Here is a 20,561-nt window from a genome sequence, read left to right on the forward strand (position 1 = left end):
GGATTCGAACCCGTGTTACCGCCGTGAAAAGGCGGTGTCTTAACCCCTTGACCAACGGACCATGTCATTAACAGAACATATCCCATTATACCATCGATTCAAAAATTGTCAAGCCTTTTTCTGTATTTTATTTAATAATTCTTCGACCCTTTTCACCTGTGTACGAGAAACAGGGCAAGTTGTCTCCTCTTCTAACATCAAAAGTCTCTTGCGACGATCAAAATTGACAATCATTCTTTGATTGACTAGATAAGACTGATTAGGACTGAAGAAATGGTTGTCCACATCTTTTTCAAGTATATCCTTGATAGTCCCTAAAAATTCCTTTTGAAAATTCTTTCCAACAAGTCGCAATTTGTGGGAAACTCCAGTTGTTTCAATGTACAATATATCTCGATATGGAACTCGAATTTCCATATTTTTGAAACTATACTCAAAGAAATCAATGATATTTTTATTTTCAATCACATTCTTCTTCAAGTAGAGAATGCATTCTCGAATTTTTTCCTTAAATAAGTTTTCATTCAAGGTTTTTTCAATAAATTCGAGAGCTGATACCTTGTAACGATAGGTAATGGTTGCAAATTCCGATTTCGTAGTGATAAAGGCAATAATGGCAAAAGGATTGACCTCACGAATCATTTGAGCTGCCTTGATACCAGCTTTTTCATCCCCTTTGATATCAATGTCCAGGAAGAAAAGCTGATGAAAATCACCATTGGTTAGATATTCCTTTAGTTCAGCTATTTTACTGGTGGAAACAATATTTAATCGTAGGCCTTCCTCCTCAGCGATAGCTTTTACATGTTTCTCTACTCGAACTTGTTGAGAAATTTCGTCCTCTAGCAATACAATATTCATCTATCTTCCTTTCTCTCCAATAACTAAGCTCTGCGTAAATCTTCCATTGATCAACTCTGTCTCTAGAAAAATAGCAGCATATTCTCCAATAAGATCTTTTACAATCGCAAGCCCCATTCCTCTACGATCCCCTTTAGTTGAAAATCCCTTTTCATAGAGTTTATTCCAATTAATCGGCTCATCAGAAATAGAGTTCTTTATGATCAGATGCACTCCATTCGGCATATTAAAAACAGCTATTTGAACTTCTTTTTCTTGACTCATTTTAGCAGCTTCAATAGCATTATTGACTAAAATTCCAACAGTTCGTACGAGATCCAACAATCTCATTGGAACCTTTTCAATAATATCTTCTGTTTCAAAGGTTAGTTTGACACCCATTTCCTCCGCATAGATCCATCCCCTACTTAGGATACTTCTCAAAGCAGAATCTCGAATATTACCTAGGTCAAATCCTGTATATTCTTCTTTTTGGAGTTGGCCATAGCATTCCTCAAGAACATCTCTTTGAATTCGTTTAATATCCTCAATATTTTCTTCCTCAATCGCTAAATTTAAGGAAGTGATAATATTTCCAAAATCATGACGAAAACCTTTTAATTCTAAATAGAGGCCTTGAATTTTATTCATATACTGTTCCATTTGGCGCTGTTCAAACCTCTTTTGCTTCAACTCCATTTTCTTTTCATAACGATCTCGAACCGTCTTCATTTGAACCATGGTTCCGATAAACATCAAGAAACAAATCGTTGCTACCATGCTACCAAAACTATTGAAATGAGCAATATCACTTATCCAATGAGAAGCATTCAATACTAAGGTTAAAATAAGATAACTAACGATCAATTGTTGGACAAATTTCTTAAAAACCCGCTCTTTAAAATAGAGAAGATTCACTTCGAGAATAGAAATAATTCTCGTAATGATAGCAATCGATAAAATTGAAATAAGAGTAACAAAAAATATAGAATAATAAGTTGCTATGTAGTCTCCAGTTATAGACGATAAAATTACTGATAAAAAAGTATCTGTTGTTTCAAAAGCTAGATAAATAAACAGAGAATATAAAATGGCAAAATAATGATCATATCTACAAAAGAATCTATAGTATGAGTAGAAAAATATAGGATAAGCTAAAATAAAGAAAGCATATAATAAATCTAAGTCAAAATATCCTAAAATAAAAGATATCACATGAAGTAAAGTAGAAATAATTAAAATTAAATAGAATTTTGAATGCTTATGTTTTAACTGTCTATCAATTAATGGATAAGATAAAATCAAGGGTAATCCAATGAGAATAAAATACACATAATTCATCGACATTATTTTTTACCTTTTTTAAACAAATCTCTAATTAAAATTTTTGTATGTTTATCCCCTCCACAGATTTGCTGCAATTCTTTTTCTGTAAGAAGTTTAAAGTCCTTAGAAATTGTTGATGGATTGTTTTTCATAAAAAAATCTCCTTATAATTTATTTGATCATTAAATTATTAAATTTAATATACATAAATTTTAGTAAAAAATCAAAGACTTTTTTAACATTTCCGCTATTTGGTTCATTTTTACAGCTATTTGGAACGAAAAATCTAGTTTTTGCAATTTTTTTATCCCATCTGTTTAGAAAAATTCTAGTTTTTTTTAAACTAAGTAACAAAAAAACGTGATTTGTATAAAAATCACGTTTTTATTTTGATCCCAGCAGGATTCGAACCTGCGACCGTTCGCTTAGAAGGCGAATGCTCTATCCAGCTGAGCTATGAGACCAGATGTCTTTTTATTCTATCAGAAAATAGGAGGAGCGTCAAGATTCATTTATGGTAAGGACTTCCTTGTTGAATCATAAATGCCCGGTAGATTTGTTCGATTAAAACAAGCTTCATCAATTGATGGGGAAGGGTTAACTTTCCAAAACTCATAAGTAAATTCGCTCGTTTTTTAACTGCTGGGGACAAACCTAGACTTCCTCCAATCACGAAGGTAATTTCAGAATACCCTCGTACAGTCACCTCTTCTATGGTTTGACTAAACTTCTCAGATGGAAATTGTTGCCCTTCAATCGCTAAGGCAATCACATACTCACGATCTCCAATTTTAGCTAATATGCGATTTCCTTCTTTTTCTAGGATTTGCTGATTTTCTAAATCACTAGCCCGATCAGGAGTTTTTTCATCCGGTAATTCTATCATTTCTAGCTTCGTAAACCGCCCCAAGCGTTTCGTATACTCGGCGATTCCATCTTTTAAATACTTTTCTTTTAATTTTCCAACTGTTACAATCTTAATTTTCATATTCATATTCTAACACAAATGAACTTATACACAAGTCTTCAACAAATAGACCAGCATCTATCTTTCAAAAAATGGCTCTATATTCACGTTTTTCACACTTATACACAGTTTTCCACAACTTGTGGAAAAAATTTCCATTTTAAGTTATAATTAAGAAACTAGGTCTATACTTTTCCATAATTGGAACAATAGGAGAAAACTATGAAACAACCATCAAATTTTCTAAAAAAAATTTTGCAACTTTTACTTGTTCTTGTCATTGGGTTTACTGGAGGAATCTTAGGGACCTTGACCTCTTTCCAGTTTACCAAGGGGAATTCTACAAATCCTAGCCAAGAAATAAAATCTACCAAAGTTAATCGTGCTTATAAGAATACAACATCAACTAGTGAAGCTGTTGATAAGGTTAAAAATGCTGTTGTTTCTGTTATTACCTATGCTGAAACCTCTGAAAAAGGCTTCATCAATGGAGAAATAGATTCTGATCCAGAAGTAGCTAGTGAAGGTTCAGGTGTTATCTATAAAAAAGACGGTAAAGATGCTTATTTAGTAACAAATGCTCACGTATTAATGGGAGCAACAAAAGCCGATATTCTCTTTGCAGATGGAAATAAAGTTTCTGGAGAAGTTGTTGGTTCTGATACTTTCTCAGATATTGCGGTTGTTAAAATCAGTTCAGATAATGTTACGACCGTGGCTGAATTTGGGGATTCATCTAAGTTGACTGTTGGAGAGACCGCAATCGCTATTGGTAGTCCTTTAGGAACAAAATTTGCCAATTCCGTTACCCAAGGGATTGTCTCTAGTCTCGGACGTACTGTGAAGCTCAAATCAGAAGACGGCCAAAATGTATCTACAAAAGCGTTACAAACGGACGCTGCAATCAACCCAGGGAATTCTGGTGGTCCTCTTATCAATATTCAGGGACAAGTCATCGGAATCACCTCAAGTAAAATCTCTTCAAATGGCCAAACTGCGGTTGAGGGAATGGGATTTGCAATTCCTGTAAATGATGTACAAAATATTATTGAACATTTAGAAAAAGATGGTAAAGTCATTCGTCCAGCTCTTGGAATTACCATGATGGACCTGGCTAACCTATCCTCTTCTGATCTTAGCCAATTAGACATTCCAAGCAAACTCAAAGGTGGGGTTCTTGTCCGCTCAGTTGAAAATGATATGCCGGCATCCAAATATTTGCGTCGATTAGATATCATTACAAAAATCGATGACACAACCATTGAATCAACTGCAGATTTACAATCTGCCCTCTATTCTCATCAAATTGGTGATAAAATTAAAGTCATTTTCTATAGAGATGGTAAGCAAAAAACAGCTACCATTGAGCTGACAAAATCTACAGAAAATCTTGGAAATTAAGTAAATTTACAACAGTGTCAACACACCTTTACGAAATTGTAAAGGTGTGTTATGCTATATACATCATGGAAAAAATTGATATTATTGACGTAAAGCAAATACGAACCAATCCTTTTCAACCTCGTCAAACCTTTGTACAAGAAAAATTAGAAGAACTCGCAGCTTCAATCAAAGAAAATGGATTAATCCAGCCCATTATTGTTCGAAAATCTCCTATTGTTGGTTATGAACTACTTGCTGGAGAAAGACGCTACCGAGCAGCTCAAATGGCTGGTTTCAAAGAAATCCCTGCGATTATAAGAGACTTATCAGATGATGACATGATCAAACAAGCCATTATCGAAAATTTACAAAGGGAAGATTTGAATCCAATTGAAGAGGCTGAATCCTACCAACATCTTATTGATAAAGGGGCTACCCATGAAGAAATTGCACAATTTATGGGAAAATCTCGTCCTTACATCAGCAATATGGTCCGTTTACTTCATCTCTCACCAATTGTCAAAGAAGCCATCAAAAATGATCAAATTTCACAAGGACATGCCCGCATTTTAGTTCCTTTAAAAGAAGATCTACAAATCTATTGGTTGGAACGAACTCTGAAAGAAGGGCTAAGCGTTCGTAGTTTGGAAGAAAAGGTTGGTCAAAAAAAGAAAAGGCCAAGTAAAAAAGAGAAAGAACTCTTTTTAGCACAGGAAGAAAACAGATTAAAAAAGATGCTGGGAACCGAAGTAGAAATCCGTCTGACAAAACAAGAAAAAGGTAGTATTCATATTTCATTTAACAACCTTGATGAATACCAACGAATTATTAACAGTCTCAAATGAGGCTGTTATTTTTTATAACACAATTAACAGATTTATCCACTTCTTTAAAACTCCTCCTTACTTGATACTTCTACTTTCTTCTCTTTTACCCCCAACCTGTGGAAAACTTCTACACACATTGGGGATAACTATTCACATATTGTGGAAAAAACTCTTTTTTATTCCCTTAGAACAAGTTGTGGAAAACTCCCTCCTTTTATGATAAAATAAGAAAAACATAGCAAGTAAAAAATGAATAGGAGGGCGATAAGTGTCAAGAGAAGAAACATTCTGGAATCGTGTGATTGAATTAAGTAAAAAGACATTTAAAAAAGAAATCTTTGACTATTTTGTCCTTACTTCAAGACTCATCAAAGTCGATCAACAAGAAGCCGTTATTTATTTAGATGCAGAAGTAAAGAAATTATTCTGGGAAGAGAATATGACAAAGGTGATTCTGACTGCTGGTTTTGAAATTTATGCAGTAGAATTAACCATTTCCTATCAATTCAATCTTGAAGAAGAGGAAGAAGAAAAGGAGTTTATTCCCCTTTCAGAAACAACCAGAGACTATGCAGTTAGCCATGCTCCAATAGTAGATTTGCCTCCTATCCAAACAGGATTAAGAAAGAAATACACCTTTGATAATTTTGTAAGTGGAGACGGAAATCAATGGGCTTTGGCTGCCGCTTTAGCAGTTTCTGAAAACCTTGCTACCACTTATAATCCTTTATTTATCTATGGAGGACCCGGTTTAGGTAAAACGCATTTGCTCAACGCAATTGGGAATCAGATTATGGAAAACTACCCAAATGCTCGAGTAAAATACATCCCAGCAGAATCCTTTATCAATGAATTTTTAGAGCGTCTTCGCCTCAATGATATGGATACCTTTAAAAAAACCTATCGAAACTTGGATCTGCTCTTAATTGATGATATTCAATCGCTTGGAGGAAAAAAGGTTACAACTCAAGAAGAGTTCTTTAATACCTTTAATGCTCTTTATGGGGATAATAAGCAGATTGTCCTAACCAGCGATCGTAGTCCTGATCATTTAGATAGCTTAGAAGAACGTCTAGTCACGCGCTTTAAGTGGGGCTTGACGCAAAATATTACACCACCAGATTTTGAAACTCGAATCGCTATTTTGAGAAATAAAATCGAAGACCTGGACTTTACTTTCCCGGATGATACACTCGAATACCTAGCAGGTCAATTTGATTCTAACGTCCGAGACTTAGAGGGTGCGTTGAATGATATCTCTCTTGTGGCAAGAGTTAAAAAAATCAAAGATATTACAATTGATGTCGCAGCTGAAGCCATTCGAGCTCGTAAGAATGAAGCCTTACAAATTACGGTGATTCCTATTGAAAAGATTCAAACGGAAGTTGGAAAATTTTACAATGTCAGTGTCAATGAAATGAAAGGTTCTCGACGGGTTCAAAATATTGTCCTAGCTCGACAAGTAGCTATGTACCTCGCCCGCGAGATGACCGACAATAGTCTTCCTCGTATCGGTCGTGAATTTGGAGGAAAAGACCACACAACGGTCATGCATGCTTATGAAAAAATCAAAGGGATGATCGAAATTGATGACAATCTCAGACTTGAGATTCAAACCATCAAGAAAAAATTAAAGTAATCCCATGTGGACAATCCTAGAAAAACTTGCTTCTTTTTCCACATGTTGTGAACAAGGCACTTTTCAATTCCTGTCTGGCTTTAGAAGAGTTTTCCACATGTTCCACACACTCTACTATTACTATTAACTTACTAATACTAAAATAATAAAAGGAGATCTCATGATCAATTTTTCTATTAACAAGGCTTATTTCCTGCAAGCTTTAAATACGACAAAAAGAGCTATTAGTTCAAAAAATGCAATTCCAATCTTATCCACTATTAAGATTGATGTCACTTCTGAAGGGATTACTCTCATTGGATCAAATGGACAAATCTCAATCGAATACTTTATTTCTGTTAAAGATGAAAATGCAGGCCTTCTAGTAACGACACCAGGTGCTATTCTTTTAGAAGCAACTTTCTTTATCAATGTTGTGTCCAGTCTACCAGATGTCGTTTTAGATGTGAAAGAAATCGAACAAAAACAAATTGTATTAGTTAGTGGAAAATCAGAAATTACCCTTAAAGGAAAAGATGCAGAACAATATCCTCGTATTCAAGAAATTTCAGCCAGCAACCCTCTAACGCTCCCAATTCAAACCTTAAAGAAAATCATTTCTGAGACAGCTTTTGCAGCAAGTACTCAGGAAAGTCGTCCGATTTTGACAGGAGTTCATTTTGTTCTTTCTGATCACAAGGAATTAAAAACGGTGGCAACGGATTCTCATCGAATGAGTCAAAAAAATATTACCCTTGAAAAAAATGGGGATAACTTTGATGTTGTGATTCCAAGCCGTTCTTTACGCGAATTAACGTCTGTCTTTTCAGATGAGATTGAACAGGTTGAAGTCTTCTTTGCCAATAACCAGATTTTATTTAGAAGTGACAATATCAGTTTCTATACACGTCTGTTGGAAGGAAACTATCCAGATACGGATCGCTTGATTCCAACAGAGTTTAGTTCGGAAGTAACCTTTAAAGTTGCTCATCTTCGCCAAGCCATGGAACGGGCCCGCCTGTTGTCTAATGCTACTCAAAACGGTACTGTTAAATTAGAAATCGCTAGTGGAGTTGTTTCTGCCCACGTCAATTCTCCTGAAGTAGGGCGCGTGAATGAAGAAATTGATACAGAAGCAGTTTCGGGAGATGATTTAAACATCAGCTTTAATCCAACTTATTTAATCGACGCTTTGAAAGCCATTGAAAGTGAAAAAGTCGTCATTCGCTTTATCTCTGCAGTTCGTCCCTTTACATTGGTACCAGCAGAGGAATCTGAACGCTTCATTCAATTAATTACACCAGTTCGGACCAATTAAGGGCCAAAAGCTAGCATTGAACAGGCTAGCTTTTCGTCTTCTATGTTGATGAAAGGAAAATCCATGTATCAGGTCGGTGATTTTGTAGAAATGAAAAAACCCCATGCTTGTATCATCAAAGCAACAGGGAAAAAAGCCAATCGTTGGGAAATTCGGCGAGTAGGGGCAGATATCAAAATTCGTTGTAGCAATTGTGATCATATGGTCATGATGAGCCGTCATGATTTCGATCAAAAAATGAAAAAAGTATTGTAAAAGGTTCAGTCATCTAAGTGACTGAACCTTTTGTATTATTTTAATTCTTCAAATTTTCCATCTTTTACTTCTTTGAAGCCATTAGATTTAAAGGTTTTAAGTGTTGTCTTGTAGCCAATGTAATCAACATTTTGATTTTCTTGTGTAGCAATTAACTGATTTTCTTGTAATTCTTTTAAATCTGCCTTGGTATAATCGATCTTTGTTTTCTCAACAACATAGTCATCCTTGTATTCTGCAGAGTGTGAGAATCCTTTGACATCTTTGAATTTTTTATCGTATTCATCAATAACTTTTTTTAATTGTTCTTTTGACAGACCTGTTCCTTCGTAGTAAATAACACTTGTAGAATCTGTACTTAGAATTTTATCCCCCTGATATTCAACAATCAAACGAATATCAGTTTTCTTATCTTGGTTAATTAATTGAAGGTACCCTTTTTTTGTACTTTGTCCACAAGCTCCCAGAAGAAATAGGGTAAAGACTGCTAAAAGAGGCAGAAGGATCGATTTAATTGATAGTTTTTTCATGACGAAAACTCCTTTATTATTGTTGGTTTGATTATACCATATTCTTACAGGATTGGACAGGTGACTTTTAGTTTTAAGAGAGAGCATTTTTTCATTATCTTGTGCTTTGAATTATGTTATAATAAAAGGGATTGAAATGTGAACGGAGAAGAAGATAAATGGCTTTAACAGCAGGTATCGTTGGTTTGCCAAACGTTGGTAAATCAACCCTATTCAACGCAATTACCAAAGCAGGAGCAGAGGCTGCAAACTATCCCTTTGCGACCATTGATCCAAACGTTGGAATGGTAGAAGTTCCAGATGAACGCCTCCAAAAATTAACGGAAATGATCACTCCTAAGAAGACAGTTCCGACAACCTTTGAATTTACAGATATAGCAGGGATTGTAAAAGGTGCTTCTAAAGGGGAAGGACTTGGTAATAAATTCTTGGCCAACATTCGTGAAGTGGATGCCATTGTCCATGTGGTACGTGCTTTTGATGATGAAAATGTCATGCGGGAGCAAGGTCGTGAAGATGCTTTTGTTGATCCACTAGCAGACATTGATACTATTAACCTAGAGTTGATTTTGGCTGACTTAGAATCTGTGAATAAACGCTATGCGCGTGTGGAAAAGATGGCTCGTACGCAAAAAGACAAGGATTCCGTTGCAGAATTTAACGTTCTTCAAAAGATTAAACCTGTTCTTGAGGATGGGAAGTCAGCTCGTACCATTGAATTCACAGACGAAGAACAAAAAGTTGTCAAAGGTCTCTTCCTCTTGACCACTAAACCAGTTCTGTATGTAGCGAATGTGGATGAGGATGTCGTTGGAGACCCAGATTCGATCGATTATGTGAAGCAAATTCGTGAATTCGCAGAAACAGAAAATGCAGAAGTAGTAGTGATTTCTGCGCGTGCGGAAGAAGAAATTTCTGAATTAGACGATGAAGATAAAAAAGAGTTTCTTGAAGCCATTGGTTTGACAGAATCAGGTGTGGATAAGTTGACGCGTGCAGCTTACCATTTACTTGGACTTGGAACTTACTTCACAGCTGGTGAAAAAGAAGTTCGCGCTTGGACTTTCAAACGTGGTATGAAAGCTCCTCAAGCAGCTGGAATTATCCACTCAGACTTTGAAAAAGGATTTATTCGTGCTGTAACCATGTCTTATGATGATTTGGTCAAATATGGATCTGAAAAGGCTGTAAAAGAAGCAGGACGCTTGCGAGAAGAAGGAAAAGAATATGTCGTTCAAGATGGCGACATCATGGAATTCCGCTTCAATGTATAAAGAAAATAAGTAAATAACCAAAAGGTTGGAAAAAAATTCCAGCCCTTTTGGCTTTTGAAAGGGAAAGTAAATGACAAAATTAATCGTCGGATTGGGAAATCCGGGAGATAAATATGTGGAAACCAAACACAATGTTGGCTTTATGTTAGTGGATCAGCTGGCGAAGTCTCTCAACCTCACTTTTTCACATGATAAGATTTTTCAAGCAGATGTGACCTCCACCTTTATAGATGGAGAAAAGGTATTTTTAGTCAAGCCAACCACTTTTATGAATGAGAGTGGCAAGGCCGTGCACGCGCTTTTGACCTATTATGGTTTAGAGGTGGAAGATTTGGTCGTTATTTATGACGACTTGGATATGGAAGTCGGCAAGATTCGCCTTCGGGCCAAAGGATCAGCTGGAGGCCATAACGGAATCAAGTCAATCATCAACCATATTGGAACTCAGACCTTTAATCGCATCAAGATTGGAATCGGGAGACCCAAGCATGGCATGTCAGTAGTCCACCATGTCTTAGGAAAATTCGATCAGGATGATTATGCCACTATCCTCCTTGCTATCGACAAATCAGAGGAAGCTCTTCGCTTTTATTTAAAAGAAGGGCAGTTTGAAAAAACAATGCAACAATACAATGGATAAATATAAGACACTGGTTGATCTATTTCAACAAAATAAAAATATCAGAAAATGGCAACAAGAGCAGCAAAAAAGAAGTCGCTCTCTTCTACTAGGACTGTCTTCGTCTACAAAAGCTATTACCATGGCGACAGTTGTCGAAGACGGACACAAGGTCTTGGTCTTGACCTCTTCCCAAAATGAAGCAGAACGGCTCGCCAGTGATTTATTGGGATTATTAGGCGAAGAAAAGGTCTATCTTTTCCTCGGAGATGACAATCCTTTGGCAGAGTTTGTCTTTGCTTCCCAGGAACGGGTCTTTTCTCGTCTGGAAGCTCTGGATTTTCTTTTAGCTCCAGAAAAAGAAGGAATCGTTATTGCCAATGTAAGTGGTAGTCGTTTGCTCTTACCTAATCCAAAGACTGTCAGCTCTATGATTCAGTCTTTCTCTGTTGGAGAAGAAAGAAATCTGACAGAATTGAAAGATACCCTACTGGCTATGGGCTATCAAAAGGTTTCACAGGTAAGCCAACAGGGAGAGTTTAGTCTTCGAGGGGATATTGTAGATCTTTTTGAAGCCAGTCAAGATTTCCCTTATCGCCTGGAATTTTTTGGAGATGAGATTGATGGCATTCGGACCTTTTCTTCAGAGACTCAACGTTCACTAGAAAATCTAGATGCGGTAATAGTTCATCCAGTTAGTGATATGTTACTAACTAAAGATGATTTTCTAAGAGGACAGAAGAATCTAGAAAATCTGATTCAAAAAAGTCCTCATCCAGAGTTCAAATCCTATTTGACTGAGATACTCACAGAAGCGCATCACCAGCGTCTCCATGCAGATAGTCGAAAATTTCTCTCTCTTTTTTATCAGCAAACCTATACTCTCTTTGATTACCTCCCCAAACATGCTCCTCTTTTTTTGGATGATTACCATAAAATCATGGATCAGGAGGCGCGGTTTGATGTAGAAGTTGCTAACCTTTTGACAGAGGACCTACAAAAGAGTCGCTCTTTCGCTGAAGCCCAGTATTTTGCGGACAATAGCGCACTCTTACGCACTTATAAACCAGCTTCTTATTTTTCAAATTTTCAAAAAGGCTTGGGAAATCTGCGATTTGATGCCCTCTATTCTTTTAACCAATACCCCATGCAGGAATTCTTCAGTCAGTTCTCTCTTTTAAAAGATGAAATTGACCGTTTCCGTAAACAAGACTACACAGTCATTCTTCAGGTGACGAGTAAACAAGGACTCCACCAGTTACAAGAGCACTTGAGAGATTATGGGATTGACCTGGATTATCTTGCACCTGATCAGCTTCATCCAGGGAAGAGCCAGTTGATCATCGGTGGGTTGGCGCGTGGCTTCCACTTTGTGGATGAGAAGATTGTCTTGATTACAGAGACAGAAATCTTCCAGAAAAAGGTTAAACGAAAGATCCGTCGGCAAACTATTTCTAACGCGGAGCGGTTAAAAAACTACAATGAGTTGGAAAAGGGAGACTACGTTGTTCACCAGGTTCATGGAATTGGTCAGTATTTGGGACTAGAAACCATCGAAATTTCTGGTGTCCACCGAGACTATGTCTCCATCCAATATCAAAATGGAGATCGGATTTCCATCCCTGTGGATCAAATCCAGATGCTGTCCAAGTATGTTGCGAGTGATGGCAAACCTCCTAAAATCAACAAACTCAATGATGGTCGCTTCCAAAAGGCCAAACAAAAGGTCCGTCAGGAAGTAGAGGATATTGCAGATGATCTGATTCAACTTTATGCAGAGCGAAGCCAATTGAAAGGCTTTGCCTTTACTCCAGACGATGAGAACCAAGAAGCTTTTGATCAGGCTTTTCCCTATGTTGAAACAGATGATCAGATTCGCTCTATCCAAGAAATCAAGAAGGATATGGAATCTTCAAGCCCTATGGATCGCCTCTTGGTCGGAGACGTGGGCTTTGGGAAGACAGAAGTTGCTATGCGAGCGGCCTTTAAAGCTATCAAAGACCATAAACAAGTGGCTGTCTTAGTTCCGACAACGGTCCTAGCTCAACAGCATTATGCCAATTTCAAAGAACGCTTCGAGGCCTTTCCAGTAGAAGTTGATGTCTTGAGTCGTTTCCGGAGTCGTGCTGAGCAAAAAGAAACTTTGGAAAAACTTAAAAAAGGCCAAGTCGATATTTTGATTGGAACCCACCGTCTCTTATCTAAAGATGTGGAATTTGCGGATCTTGGCCTCATCGTGATTGATGAGGAGCAACGGTTCGGTGTAAAACACAAGGAAACCCTCAAGGAGTTAAAGAAAAAGGTCGATGTCTTAACCTTAACGGCAACGCCCATTCCTCGGACCCTTCATATGTCTATGTTGGGGATTCGGGATTTGTCTGTTATTGAAACCCCGCCGACCAATCGTTATCCTGTTCAAACCTATGTCTTAGAAACCAATCCAACCATTATCCGAGATGCTATTCGTCGGGAGATGGATCGGGGAGGTCAGGTTTATTATCTCTACAACAAGGTAGATACCATTGAGCAAAAGGTTTCAGAGTTACAAGAATTGGTACCGGAAGCCTCTATTGGGTTTGTTCATGGACAGATGAGTGAAGTACGGTTGGAAAACACCTTGATGGACTTCATTGAAGGTGAGTATGATATTTTAGTCACAACCACCATTATTGAAACAGGAGTGGATATTCCCAATGCCAATACCCTCTTTATTGAAAATGCCGACCATATGGGCTTGTCTACCCTTTACCAATTGCGAGGCCGGGTCGGACGAAGCAATCGCATTGCCTATGCTTATTTGATGTACCGGCCGGACAAAACCTTGACAGAAGTTTCTGAAAAGCGTCTTGAAGCTATTAAAGGATTCACTGAATTGGGATCTGGTTTTAAGATTGCTATGCGAGATTTGTCTATTCGTGGTGCCGGGAATATTTTAGGGGCTTCTCAATCTGGTTTTATCGATTCCGTCGGATTTGAAATGTATTCACAGTTACTCGAAGCTGCTATTGAGAAGAAACAAGGAAAAGAGAAAAAACGCCAAAAAGGAAATGCGGAGCTCAATCTCCAAATTGATGCCTACATTCCAAGTGATTATATCTCCGATGAACGTCAAAAAATTGAAATTTACAAACGTATTCGAGAAATTCAAGTCCAAGAAGATTATGAACTGCTGCAAGATGAATTGATTGATCGTTTCGGAGAATATCCTGATGTGGTAGCCTATCTCCTAGAAATAGGGTTTATCAAATCTTATCTGGATCAGGTCTTTGTTAAAGTGGTTGATCGAAAAGATAATCAACTAACGGTGAAATTTGAGCCAATTACCAAGCAACTTTTCTTGACTCAAGATTATTTTGCTGCCTTATCAGTAACTAATTTAAAAGCTCGTATTGCAGAAAGCCAAGGATTGATTGAATTAATCTTTGATGTGCGAAATAAAAAAGACTTCGAAATTTTAGAAGGCTTGCGACAATTTGGGGAGAAATTACTGGCCATCAAGCAGGAAAAATTGGAAAATCAAGACTAGGAAGAAAGATTTTACTAGGCTCTTTCTAAAAAAATGGTACAATAATACATTAGAGGTGATACGATGAGATTAGATAAATATTTAAAAGTTTCCCGCATTATCAAAAGACGCCCTGTAGCTAAAGAAGTAGCCGATAAGGGGCGAATCAAAGTCAATGGGGTCCTAGCAAAAAGTTCAACCGACTTGAAGGTGAATGATGAAGTCGAAGTTCGCTTTGGAAATAAGCTATTGACAGTAAAAGTGTTGGAAATGTTAGATAGTACTAAAAAAGAAGATGCGTCTAAAATGTATGAAATCATTCGTGAAACAAGGATAGAAGAAGATGCCTAAAAATATTGTACAAATGAATAATCGGTATATTCAAGACGAACATCAGCGTCAGAAATACCAGAATGAGGAGCGAAAAAAACAGAACCGTTTTATGGGTTGGGTTCTCATTTTAATTATTTTATTGTTTATTCTCCCAACTTATAATCTGGCTCAGAGTTACCAGACGCTTCAAAAACGCAAACAACAATACGTTCAATTGCAAGAACAATATCAGCAAACCCTTGAGGAAAAAGAATATCAAAAGGATATCGTAGAGAAATTGAAAGATGATGAATATGCTGCAAAATATGCACGCGCAAAATATTCCTTCTCTAAAGATGGCGAATATATTTATACGATACCTAATTTATTACCGAAATAATGGAAAATATTGTAAAAACTGTTCAACAATTTCTAGAATATTCTGATACAAAATTAGAAGAGTTAGCTAAAAAAAATCAAGCCTTAAAATTGCAAGAAGAAACTCAGGAAAGGAGCAAGGATGAATAAGTTAGTTTATTGGATGATTTTTCCTACTTTCTTAGTCACCCAACCCTTATCTAATTCATCCCAAGTCCAAGTTCCATTGACTGCTGATTCTTCTTACGATAGTCAAATAGGGACTCAGGATCATTTCTTTGTCTCCATCCCATCCAACCCGAATGTTTATCAGCCAATCGTGACCTATTCGGATCCAGAATTGCGTCAAAAAGCTGGGGAAATCAAGCCTGATACTCCCTTTACTGTTGATCAATTATTTGTGAATGATCAAGGGAAATCTGTTTTTAAATTATCGAATAAACAGTATGTAGTAGCTGATCAAGATCAAATTTACGAAGATGCGATTTTGGAATTAACAGAAGAAAAAAAGACCATGTGGCTGACGTCCTCTTTTACAGTTTATGATCAACCCTTGGTAAATGGCGCAAAAAGCAATAAAACAAGTCTGACTCCTTATAGTAAGGTTGAAATCACCAAGACTGCCAAAACTTTAAAAGGGACCTACCTAGAAATTTCTGGCCAGGGGTGGATTTCAAAAGATGAACTTTCTGCTACAGATAATCGGATGGAAAAAGTCCAAGCGATTCTGAATCAGAAGTACAACAAAGACGGAATTGCAGTTTACGTGAAGCAGGTGGATACTGGAAAGACTGCTGGGATACGTGAAGACCAGGAAATGTATTCTGCTAGTATAGCCAAGCTCTTGTATTTGTACTATACTCAAAAAGAGGTAAACGAGAGCCATGTAGATTTGCAGACTTCCTTAAAATATACAAAAGAAGTCAATGACTATCCTGGAGCTTATGAACCGGAAGGCAGTGGAAGTATTTCAAAAATACCGGATGATAAGGAATATACCGTTGCTGATTTGATTAACCGGGTGGCCAAAGAATCCGATAATGTTGCGCAAAACATTTTAGGCTATTATGTAACGCACCAATCAGACAAAGAATTTCAAAAGGTGACCAATAAGATTGCAGGAAAAACGTGGAATGTAGAAACTAGAATGGCATCTCCAAAAATGGCGGGAAATGTCATGGAAGCTATCTACCAACAAAATGGTGGAATCATTGATGCTCTGTCAGAGACTCGCTTTGATGATCAACGAATTTCAAAAGATATCCCAGTCAAGGTTGCTCATAAGATTGGAGATGCATATGATTTCCGTCATGATGTCGCCATTGTTTATACAGATTCACCATTTATTTTAGCTATTTTTACGGATCACTCTGATTACGAGACTATCTCAGCAATTGCCAAAGATATTTATGAGGTCTTACAGTAATGAAAGAAAAATTTCTTCAGTTCTGTCAAAAGGAGGGGCTTTTTGAATCTCATCAAAAAGTCCTTTTGGCTTTATCAGGAGGGGTGGACTCCATGACTTTACTGGATTGGCTCTACCATTATCGGCACCAATTAGGAATTGACCTCGTTCTTGCTCATGTCAATCATCACCAACGCATTGAAGCTGACCAAGAAGAAAGAGGAATTCAAGCAATTGCTGAAGCAAAACATCTACCGCTGAAGGTTGCCCATTTCTCTGGTCCTTTTTCGGAAAGCCGAGCTAGACAATTCCGCTATAAGTTCTTTAAAAAAGTTATGAAAGAAGAAGCTTGTAGTGCTCTCGTCACCGCTCATCATATGGATGATCAGGCAGAAACGATTTTGATGCGTCTGATTCGTGGAAGTCGTCCGCGACATTTAAGAGGCATTCCTTTAAAACAACCATTTGGACAGGGTGTGTTGATCCGTCCCCTCTTACATTTCAAAAAAAAAGATTTTCCAGAAATTTTTCATTTCGAGGATAAGAGCAACTGGTCCTTGGACTATTTCCGTAATCGTGTCCGTCATCGTTATCTCCCACTCTTAGAAAAAGAAAATCCCCAAGTGACGAATGCTTTGGTTAACTTAGGAGAGGATCTCAGTCATTGGCACCAGGCTTTAAAAGAGTTGACCAAAGATTTGAATCCACAAGATGTGACACAGTTTCAAAAGCAATCACCAGCTGTCCAGATTTATTTGCTGGAAGAGTATCTAGCTAGTTTTCCAGATTTGCAATTGAGTCGGGTACAATTTGAACAATTACATAGAATAGTAGTGACCAAGTCCAATACGCAACAAGTTCTCAAGAATGGTTATGAACTTTACAAAGACTATCACTATTTTGAAATTCGGAAAATCAGTCGTAGGACGGATGACCGAATGTCAGAAGATTTGTTACAATTTGGAACCATAAAGACAGTAGGTGCTTATCGCTTTTTATTTGGAGCGGAACCAAGCGATTCATATATGGAGGCTATCCCACTTCCCAGCAACCATCCAGTTTCTCTTCGACCCCGTAAAAGGGGAGATCGTATTCTGATAAACGGTCACCATAAAAAAGTTAGCAGATTATTAATTAACCAAAAAATTCCCTTAGATCAACGAAACAATCTGGTGGTTTTAGAACAAGATAAACAAATACTCGCTATTCCTGAAATTGCGATCAGTGATTTGAGTAAGGAATTAAAAAATGGTATAATGAAGGATACAATTTACATCCAGAAAATAGATAGGTAAAAAAGATGTTAGAACAAGATATCAAAAAGATACTCATTTCCCACGATGAAATCGTGACTGCAGCACGTGAACTTGGTCAAAAACTGACAGAAGATTACCAAGGGAAAAATCCGATTTTAGTAGGAATTTTAAAAGGGTCAGTCCCATTTATGGCGGAATTGATCAAACATATTGATACGCATATTGAGTTGGATTTTATGCTGGTGTCTAGTTATCATGGTGGAACATCAAGCTCAGGCGTGATTAATATCATCAAAGATATGGACCAAGACATTAAGGGTCGAGATATTCTCTTTGTTGAAGATATCATTGATACTGGTAAAACTCTTAAGAGTTTGAAAGAATTGTTTGAAGGACGTCAACCAGCATCTGTTAAAATTGCTACCTTGTTGGATAAACCTGAAGGACGCTTGGTTGAGATTGAAGCAGATTACACTTGCTTTACCATTCCAAACGAATTTGTTGTGGGGTATGGTTTAGACTATGATGAAAACTATCGAAACCTTCCTTATATCGGAGTGTTGAAAGAAGAAGTGTATTCAAAATAGAGGAAACTAGATGAAAAATAACAAAAACAATGGTTTTGTCCGAAATCCTTTTCTGTACTTATTGATTATTGTAGCTGCTGTTACAGGTTTTCAGTATTTCTTTGCTGGAAATAGTATCGGACAAAGTCAGCAGATCAATTATACAGAATTGGTAAAAGAGCTTAAATCAGACAACGTCAAGGAAATTAATTACCAGCCAAACGGTAGTGTCATTGAAATTTCCGGTACCTATAACAAAGCAAAAAACAGCAAGGATGATACAGGGGTTCAATTTTTCACTCCAAGTCCAAGTAAGGTGACTCGCTTCACGAGTGTGATTTTACCGTCTGATTTGACAGTTCAAGAATTACAAAACTTAGCATCCGAACATAAGGCTGACATCACTATTAAACGGGAAAGTTCAAGTGGCATGTGGATTACCATTCTGACTTCAATCGTTCCCTTTGTGATTGTCATGTTCTTCTTCTTCTCCATGATGAATCAAGGCGGTGGCGGTGGCGCCCGCGGTGCTATGAACTTTGGTCGTAACAAAGCGCGTGCTACCAATAAAGAAGATATCAAGGTTCGTTTTTCAGATGTAGCAGGGGCTGAAGAAGAAAAACAAGAACTCGTTGAAGTGGTTGAATTCTTAAAAGATCCAAAACGCTTTACAAAATTGGGTGCCCGTATCCCAGCTGGTGTTCTCTTAGAAGGACCTCCAGGAACTGGTAAGACCCTTCTAGCAAAAGCAGTAGCAGGTGAAGCCGGCGTACCATTCTTCAGTATTTCAGGTTCTGACTTCGTTGAAATGTTTGTCGGTGTCGGGGCAAGCCGGGTTCGTTCTCTATTTGAAGATGCCAAAAAAGCAGCACCAGCCATTATCTTTATCGATGAGATCGATGCTGTTGGACGTCAACGGGGAGTTGGCCTTGGTGGGGGGAATGATGAACGCGAACAAACCCTCAACCAGCTCTTGATTGAGATGGATGGTTTTGAAGGAAATGAAGGTATCATCGTGATTGCAGCCACCAACCGTTCAGATGTTTTGGACCCAGCCCTCCTTCGTCCAGGTCGTTTTGACCGGAAGGTTTTAGTTGGCCGTCCAGATGTAAAAGGACGTGAAGCTATCTTGCGTGTCCATGCTAAAAACAAACCATTAGCCAAAGATGTCGACTTGAAACTAGTTGCCCAACAAACACCAGGATTTGTTGGAGCGGATCTTGAAAATGTCTTAAACGAAGCAGCTCTGGTAGCGGCTCGTCGTAATAAGAAGGTCATCGATGCATCTGATATTGATGAAGCGGAAGATCGTGTGATTGCTGGTCCTTCTAAGAAAGACCGAACAGTTTCTCAAAAGGAACGCGAATTGGTTGCTTACCATGAGGCAGGGCATACCATTGTTGGTTTAGTCTTATCTAATGCTCGTGTTGTTCACAAGGTGACCATCGTTCCACGTGGACGTGCTGGTGGTTATATGATTGCTCTTCCAAAAGAAGACCAAATGCTTCTTTCTAAAGAAGATATGAAAGAACAATTGGCTGGATTGATGGGAGGACGTGTTGCAGAAGAAATCATCTTCAACGTCCAAACAACAGGGGCTTCCAATGACTTTGAACAAGCGACCCAAATGGCGCGTGCTATGGTAACAGAATATGGAATGAGTGAAAAACTTGGTCCAGTTCAATACGAAGGCAACCATGCTATGTTTGGAGCTCAAACGACTCAAAAATTCATTTCAGAGCAAACTGCATATGAAATTGATGAAGAAGTAAGAAGTCTATTGAATGAAGCTCGCAATAAAGCAGCTGAAATCATCCAGAACAATCGTGAGACCCACAAATTGATTGCAGAAGCCTTGTTGAAATACGAAACCTTGGACAGTGTTCAAATTAAGTCATTGTATGAAACAGGTAAAATGCCAGAAGATACTGATTTAGAATTAGAAAAAGAATCTAAACCATTATCTTATGAAGAAATTAAATCTAAAATGGAAGAAAATAAGTAATACACTTTATAGTCTTCTAAAGCTTTTAGAAGGAGCCGAAATTTTCGGCTCCTTTTTTTTCAAAAAAGTATTGACAGATGAAAAAGAACTGATATAATAGAATACGTTGTAAAAATGGTCCGTTGGTCAAGGGGTTAAGACACCGCCTTTTCACGGCGGTAACACGGGTTCGAATCC

Annotated in this window: 20 protein-coding genes and 1 tRNA gene; 15 read left to right on the forward strand and 6 right to left on the reverse strand. The window is 37.7% G+C overall.

What is annotated here, in order from left to right; all coding sequences use genetic code 11:
- Positions 1-108: 108 nt before the first annotated feature.
- The 5 genes from ADH49_RS05110 to rlmH all read right to left on the reverse strand — a co-directional run bounded on the left by ADH49_RS05110 (position 109) and on the right by rlmH (position 3,154).
- Complete coding sequence (locus ADH49_RS05110; protein WP_048690420.1) at positions 109-861, reverse strand: response regulator transcription factor; 753 nt, start codon at positions 859-861, stop codon at positions 109-111.
- The gene (locus ADH49_RS10375; RefSeq protein WP_065426966.1) at positions 862-2,187 is read right to left on the reverse strand and encodes a sensor histidine kinase; all 1,326 of its coding nucleotides are present in this window, start codon (positions 2,185-2,187) and stop codon (positions 862-864) included.
- A complete protein-coding gene (locus tag ADH49_RS09750) occupies positions 2,187-2,318 on the reverse strand; it encodes a ComC/BlpC family leader-containing pheromone/bacteriocin (RefSeq protein ID WP_082161867.1) in 132 nt (43 codons plus the stop codon). Before ADH49_RS09750 ends, ADH49_RS10375 begins: the two co-directional genes overlap by 1 nt.
- A gap of 238 nt (positions 2,319-2,556) precedes the next feature.
- Positions 2,557-2,630 (reverse strand) — tRNA-Arg (locus tag ADH49_RS05120).
- A gap of 44 nt (positions 2,631-2,674) precedes the next feature.
- Entirely contained in the window at positions 2,675-3,154 is a 480-nt protein-coding gene (gene rlmH / locus ADH49_RS05125; RefSeq protein ID WP_048690423.1) for a 23S rRNA (pseudouridine(1915)-N(3))-methyltransferase RlmH, read from the reverse strand.
- 201 nt (positions 3,155-3,355) lie between these two features.
- On the opposite strand from rlmH, the gene ADH49_RS05130 reads away from it, so the two are divergent.
- From ADH49_RS05130 to ADH49_RS05150, 5 genes are all read left to right on the forward strand, one after another.
- On the forward strand, positions 3,356-4,534 hold the full coding sequence (locus tag ADH49_RS05130) for a S1C family serine protease (RefSeq protein WP_048690427.1): 1,179 nt from the start codon (positions 3,356-3,358) through the stop codon (positions 4,532-4,534).
- Positions 4,535-4,599: 65 nt separating this feature from the next.
- Complete coding sequence (locus ADH49_RS05135; protein WP_048690428.1) at positions 4,600-5,361, forward strand: ParB/RepB/Spo0J family partition protein; 762 nt, start codon at positions 4,600-4,602, stop codon at positions 5,359-5,361.
- Positions 5,362-5,641: 280 nt separating this feature from the next.
- A complete protein-coding gene (dnaA, locus tag ADH49_RS05140) occupies positions 5,642-6,982 on the forward strand; it encodes a chromosomal replication initiator protein DnaA (RefSeq protein WP_376739471.1) in 1,341 nt (446 codons plus the stop codon).
- Between the two features lie 160 nt (positions 6,983-7,142).
- Entirely contained in the window at positions 7,143-8,279 is a 1,137-nt protein-coding gene (gene dnaN, locus ADH49_RS05145) for a DNA polymerase III subunit beta (protein ID WP_006595327.1), read from the forward strand.
- A gap of 63 nt (positions 8,280-8,342) precedes the next feature.
- A complete protein-coding gene (locus ADH49_RS05150) occupies positions 8,343-8,534 on the forward strand; it encodes a DUF951 domain-containing protein (RefSeq protein WP_006596995.1) in 192 nt (63 codons plus the stop codon).
- Between the two features lie 35 nt (positions 8,535-8,569).
- On the opposite strand, the gene ADH49_RS05155 is transcribed toward ADH49_RS05150, so the two are convergent.
- Positions 8,570-9,064 carry a DUF1307 domain-containing protein gene (locus ADH49_RS05155; RefSeq protein WP_048690431.1) on the reverse strand — a complete coding sequence of 165 codons (495 nt, stop codon included), beginning with the start codon at positions 9,062-9,064 and terminating at the stop codon, positions 8,570-8,572.
- Between the two features lie 158 nt (positions 9,065-9,222).
- On the opposite strand from ADH49_RS05155, the gene ychF reads away from it, so the two are divergent.
- The 10 genes from ychF (at position 9,223) to ftsH (ending at position 20,384) form a co-directional block, all read left to right on the forward strand.
- Positions 9,223-10,338, forward strand: a complete 1,116-nt coding sequence (gene ychF / locus ADH49_RS05160; RefSeq protein WP_048690434.1) for a redox-regulated ATPase YchF — start codon at positions 9,223-9,225, stop codon at positions 10,336-10,338.
- Positions 10,339-10,408: 70 nt separating this feature from the next.
- A complete protein-coding gene (gene pth, locus ADH49_RS05165; RefSeq protein WP_048690437.1) occupies positions 10,409-10,978 on the forward strand; it encodes an aminoacyl-tRNA hydrolase in 570 nt (189 codons plus the stop codon).
- Positions 10,971-14,483, forward strand: coding sequence for a transcription-repair coupling factor (gene mfd, locus ADH49_RS05170; RefSeq protein WP_048690440.1), 3,513 nt, complete (start codon positions 10,971-10,973; stop codon positions 14,481-14,483). Before pth ends, mfd begins: the two co-directional genes overlap by 8 nt.
- Before the next feature lie 63 nt (positions 14,484-14,546).
- Positions 14,547-14,813: an RNA-binding S4 domain-containing protein gene (locus ADH49_RS05175; RefSeq protein WP_023024830.1), complete on the forward strand. Its 267-nt coding sequence runs from the start codon at positions 14,547-14,549 to the stop codon at positions 14,811-14,813.
- Positions 14,806-15,174: a septum formation initiator family protein gene (locus tag ADH49_RS05180; RefSeq protein ID WP_023024832.1), complete on the forward strand. Its 369-nt coding sequence runs from the start codon at positions 14,806-14,808 to the stop codon at positions 15,172-15,174. The genes ADH49_RS05175 and ADH49_RS05180 overlap by 8 nt, the downstream gene beginning before the upstream one ends.
- Positions 15,174-15,302: an SP_0009 family protein gene (locus ADH49_RS10420; protein ID WP_260469288.1), complete on the forward strand. Its 129-nt coding sequence runs from the start codon at positions 15,174-15,176 to the stop codon at positions 15,300-15,302. Before ADH49_RS05180 ends, ADH49_RS10420 begins: the two co-directional genes overlap by 1 nt.
- Positions 15,295-16,578, forward strand: coding sequence for a serine hydrolase (locus ADH49_RS05185; RefSeq protein ID WP_048690443.1), 1,284 nt, complete (start codon positions 15,295-15,297; stop codon positions 16,576-16,578). The genes ADH49_RS10420 and ADH49_RS05185 overlap by 8 nt, the downstream gene beginning before the upstream one ends.
- Positions 16,578-17,852 carry a tRNA lysidine(34) synthetase TilS gene (gene tilS / locus ADH49_RS05190; RefSeq protein ID WP_048690448.1) on the forward strand — a complete coding sequence of 425 codons (1,275 nt, stop codon included), beginning with the start codon at positions 16,578-16,580 and terminating at the stop codon, positions 17,850-17,852. The genes ADH49_RS05185 and tilS overlap by 1 nt, the downstream gene beginning before the upstream one ends.
- Positions 17,853-17,857: 5 nt before the next feature.
- Entirely contained in the window at positions 17,858-18,400 is a 543-nt protein-coding gene (gene hpt / locus ADH49_RS05195) for a hypoxanthine phosphoribosyltransferase (protein WP_048690450.1), read from the forward strand.
- A 10-nt stretch (positions 18,401-18,410) separates the two neighbouring features.
- Positions 18,411-20,384 carry an ATP-dependent zinc metalloprotease FtsH gene (gene ftsH, locus ADH49_RS05200; RefSeq protein ID WP_048690452.1) on the forward strand — a complete coding sequence of 658 codons (1,974 nt, stop codon included), beginning with the start codon at positions 18,411-18,413 and terminating at the stop codon, positions 20,382-20,384.
- Positions 20,385-20,561: the final 177 nt, after the last annotated feature.

Source organism: Streptococcus sp. 400_SSPC (genome assembly GCF_001072745.1).
Classification (GTDB): Bacteria; Bacillota; Bacilli; order Lactobacillales; family Streptococcaceae; genus Streptococcus; species Streptococcus xiaochunlingii.

Excerpts from the sequence above, each read along its gene's own strand:
- pth (WP_048690437.1), top strand. The coding sequence starts at position 10,409 with ATGACAAAATTAATCGTCGGATTGGGAAATCCGGGAGATAAATATGTG.
- dnaN (WP_006595327.1), top strand. The coding sequence starts at position 7,143 with ATGATCAATTTTTCTATTAACAAGGCTTATTTCCTGCAAGCTTTAAAT.
- ADH49_RS09750 (WP_082161867.1), bottom strand. The coding sequence starts at position 2,318 with ATGAAAAACAATCCATCAACAATTTCTAAGGACTTTAAACTTCTTACA.
- ADH49_RS05150 (WP_006596995.1), top strand. The coding sequence starts at position 8,343 with ATGTATCAGGTCGGTGATTTTGTAGAAATGAAAAAACCCCATGCTTGT.
- mfd (WP_048690440.1), top strand. The coding sequence starts at position 10,971 with ATGGATAAATATAAGACACTGGTTGATCTATTTCAACAAAATAAAAAT.
- ADH49_RS10420 (WP_260469288.1), top strand. The coding sequence starts at position 15,174 with ATGGAAAATATTGTAAAAACTGTTCAACAATTTCTAGAATATTCTGAT.
- ADH49_RS05175 (WP_023024830.1), top strand. The coding sequence starts at position 14,547 with ATGAGATTAGATAAATATTTAAAAGTTTCCCGCATTATCAAAAGACGC.
- ADH49_RS05180 (WP_023024832.1), top strand. The coding sequence starts at position 14,806 with ATGCCTAAAAATATTGTACAAATGAATAATCGGTATATTCAAGACGAA.
- ychF (WP_048690434.1), top strand. The coding sequence starts at position 9,223 with ATGGCTTTAACAGCAGGTATCGTTGGTTTGCCAAACGTTGGTAAATCA.
- ftsH (WP_048690452.1), top strand. The coding sequence starts at position 18,411 with ATGAAAAATAACAAAAACAATGGTTTTGTCCGAAATCCTTTTCTGTAC.
- ADH49_RS05110 (WP_048690420.1), bottom strand. The coding sequence starts at position 861 with ATGAATATTGTATTGCTAGAGGACGAAATTTCTCAACAAGTTCGAGTA.
- tilS (WP_048690448.1), top strand. The coding sequence starts at position 16,578 with ATGAAAGAAAAATTTCTTCAGTTCTGTCAAAAGGAGGGGCTTTTTGAA.
- ADH49_RS05185 (WP_048690443.1), top strand. The coding sequence starts at position 15,295 with ATGAATAAGTTAGTTTATTGGATGATTTTTCCTACTTTCTTAGTCACC.
- ADH49_RS05155 (WP_048690431.1), bottom strand. The coding sequence starts at position 9,064 with ATGAAAAAACTATCAATTAAATCGATCCTTCTGCCTCTTTTAGCAGTC.
- hpt (WP_048690450.1), top strand. The coding sequence starts at position 17,858 with ATGTTAGAACAAGATATCAAAAAGATACTCATTTCCCACGATGAAATC.
- ADH49_RS10375 (WP_065426966.1), bottom strand. The coding sequence starts at position 2,187 with ATGTCGATGAATTATGTGTATTTTATTCTCATTGGATTACCCTTGATT.
- ADH49_RS05130 (WP_048690427.1), top strand. The coding sequence starts at position 3,356 with ATGAAACAACCATCAAATTTTCTAAAAAAAATTTTGCAACTTTTACTT.
- ADH49_RS05135 (WP_048690428.1), top strand. The coding sequence starts at position 4,600 with ATGGAAAAAATTGATATTATTGACGTAAAGCAAATACGAACCAATCCT.
- rlmH (WP_048690423.1), bottom strand. The coding sequence starts at position 3,154 with ATGAAAATTAAGATTGTAACAGTTGGAAAATTAAAAGAAAAGTATTTA.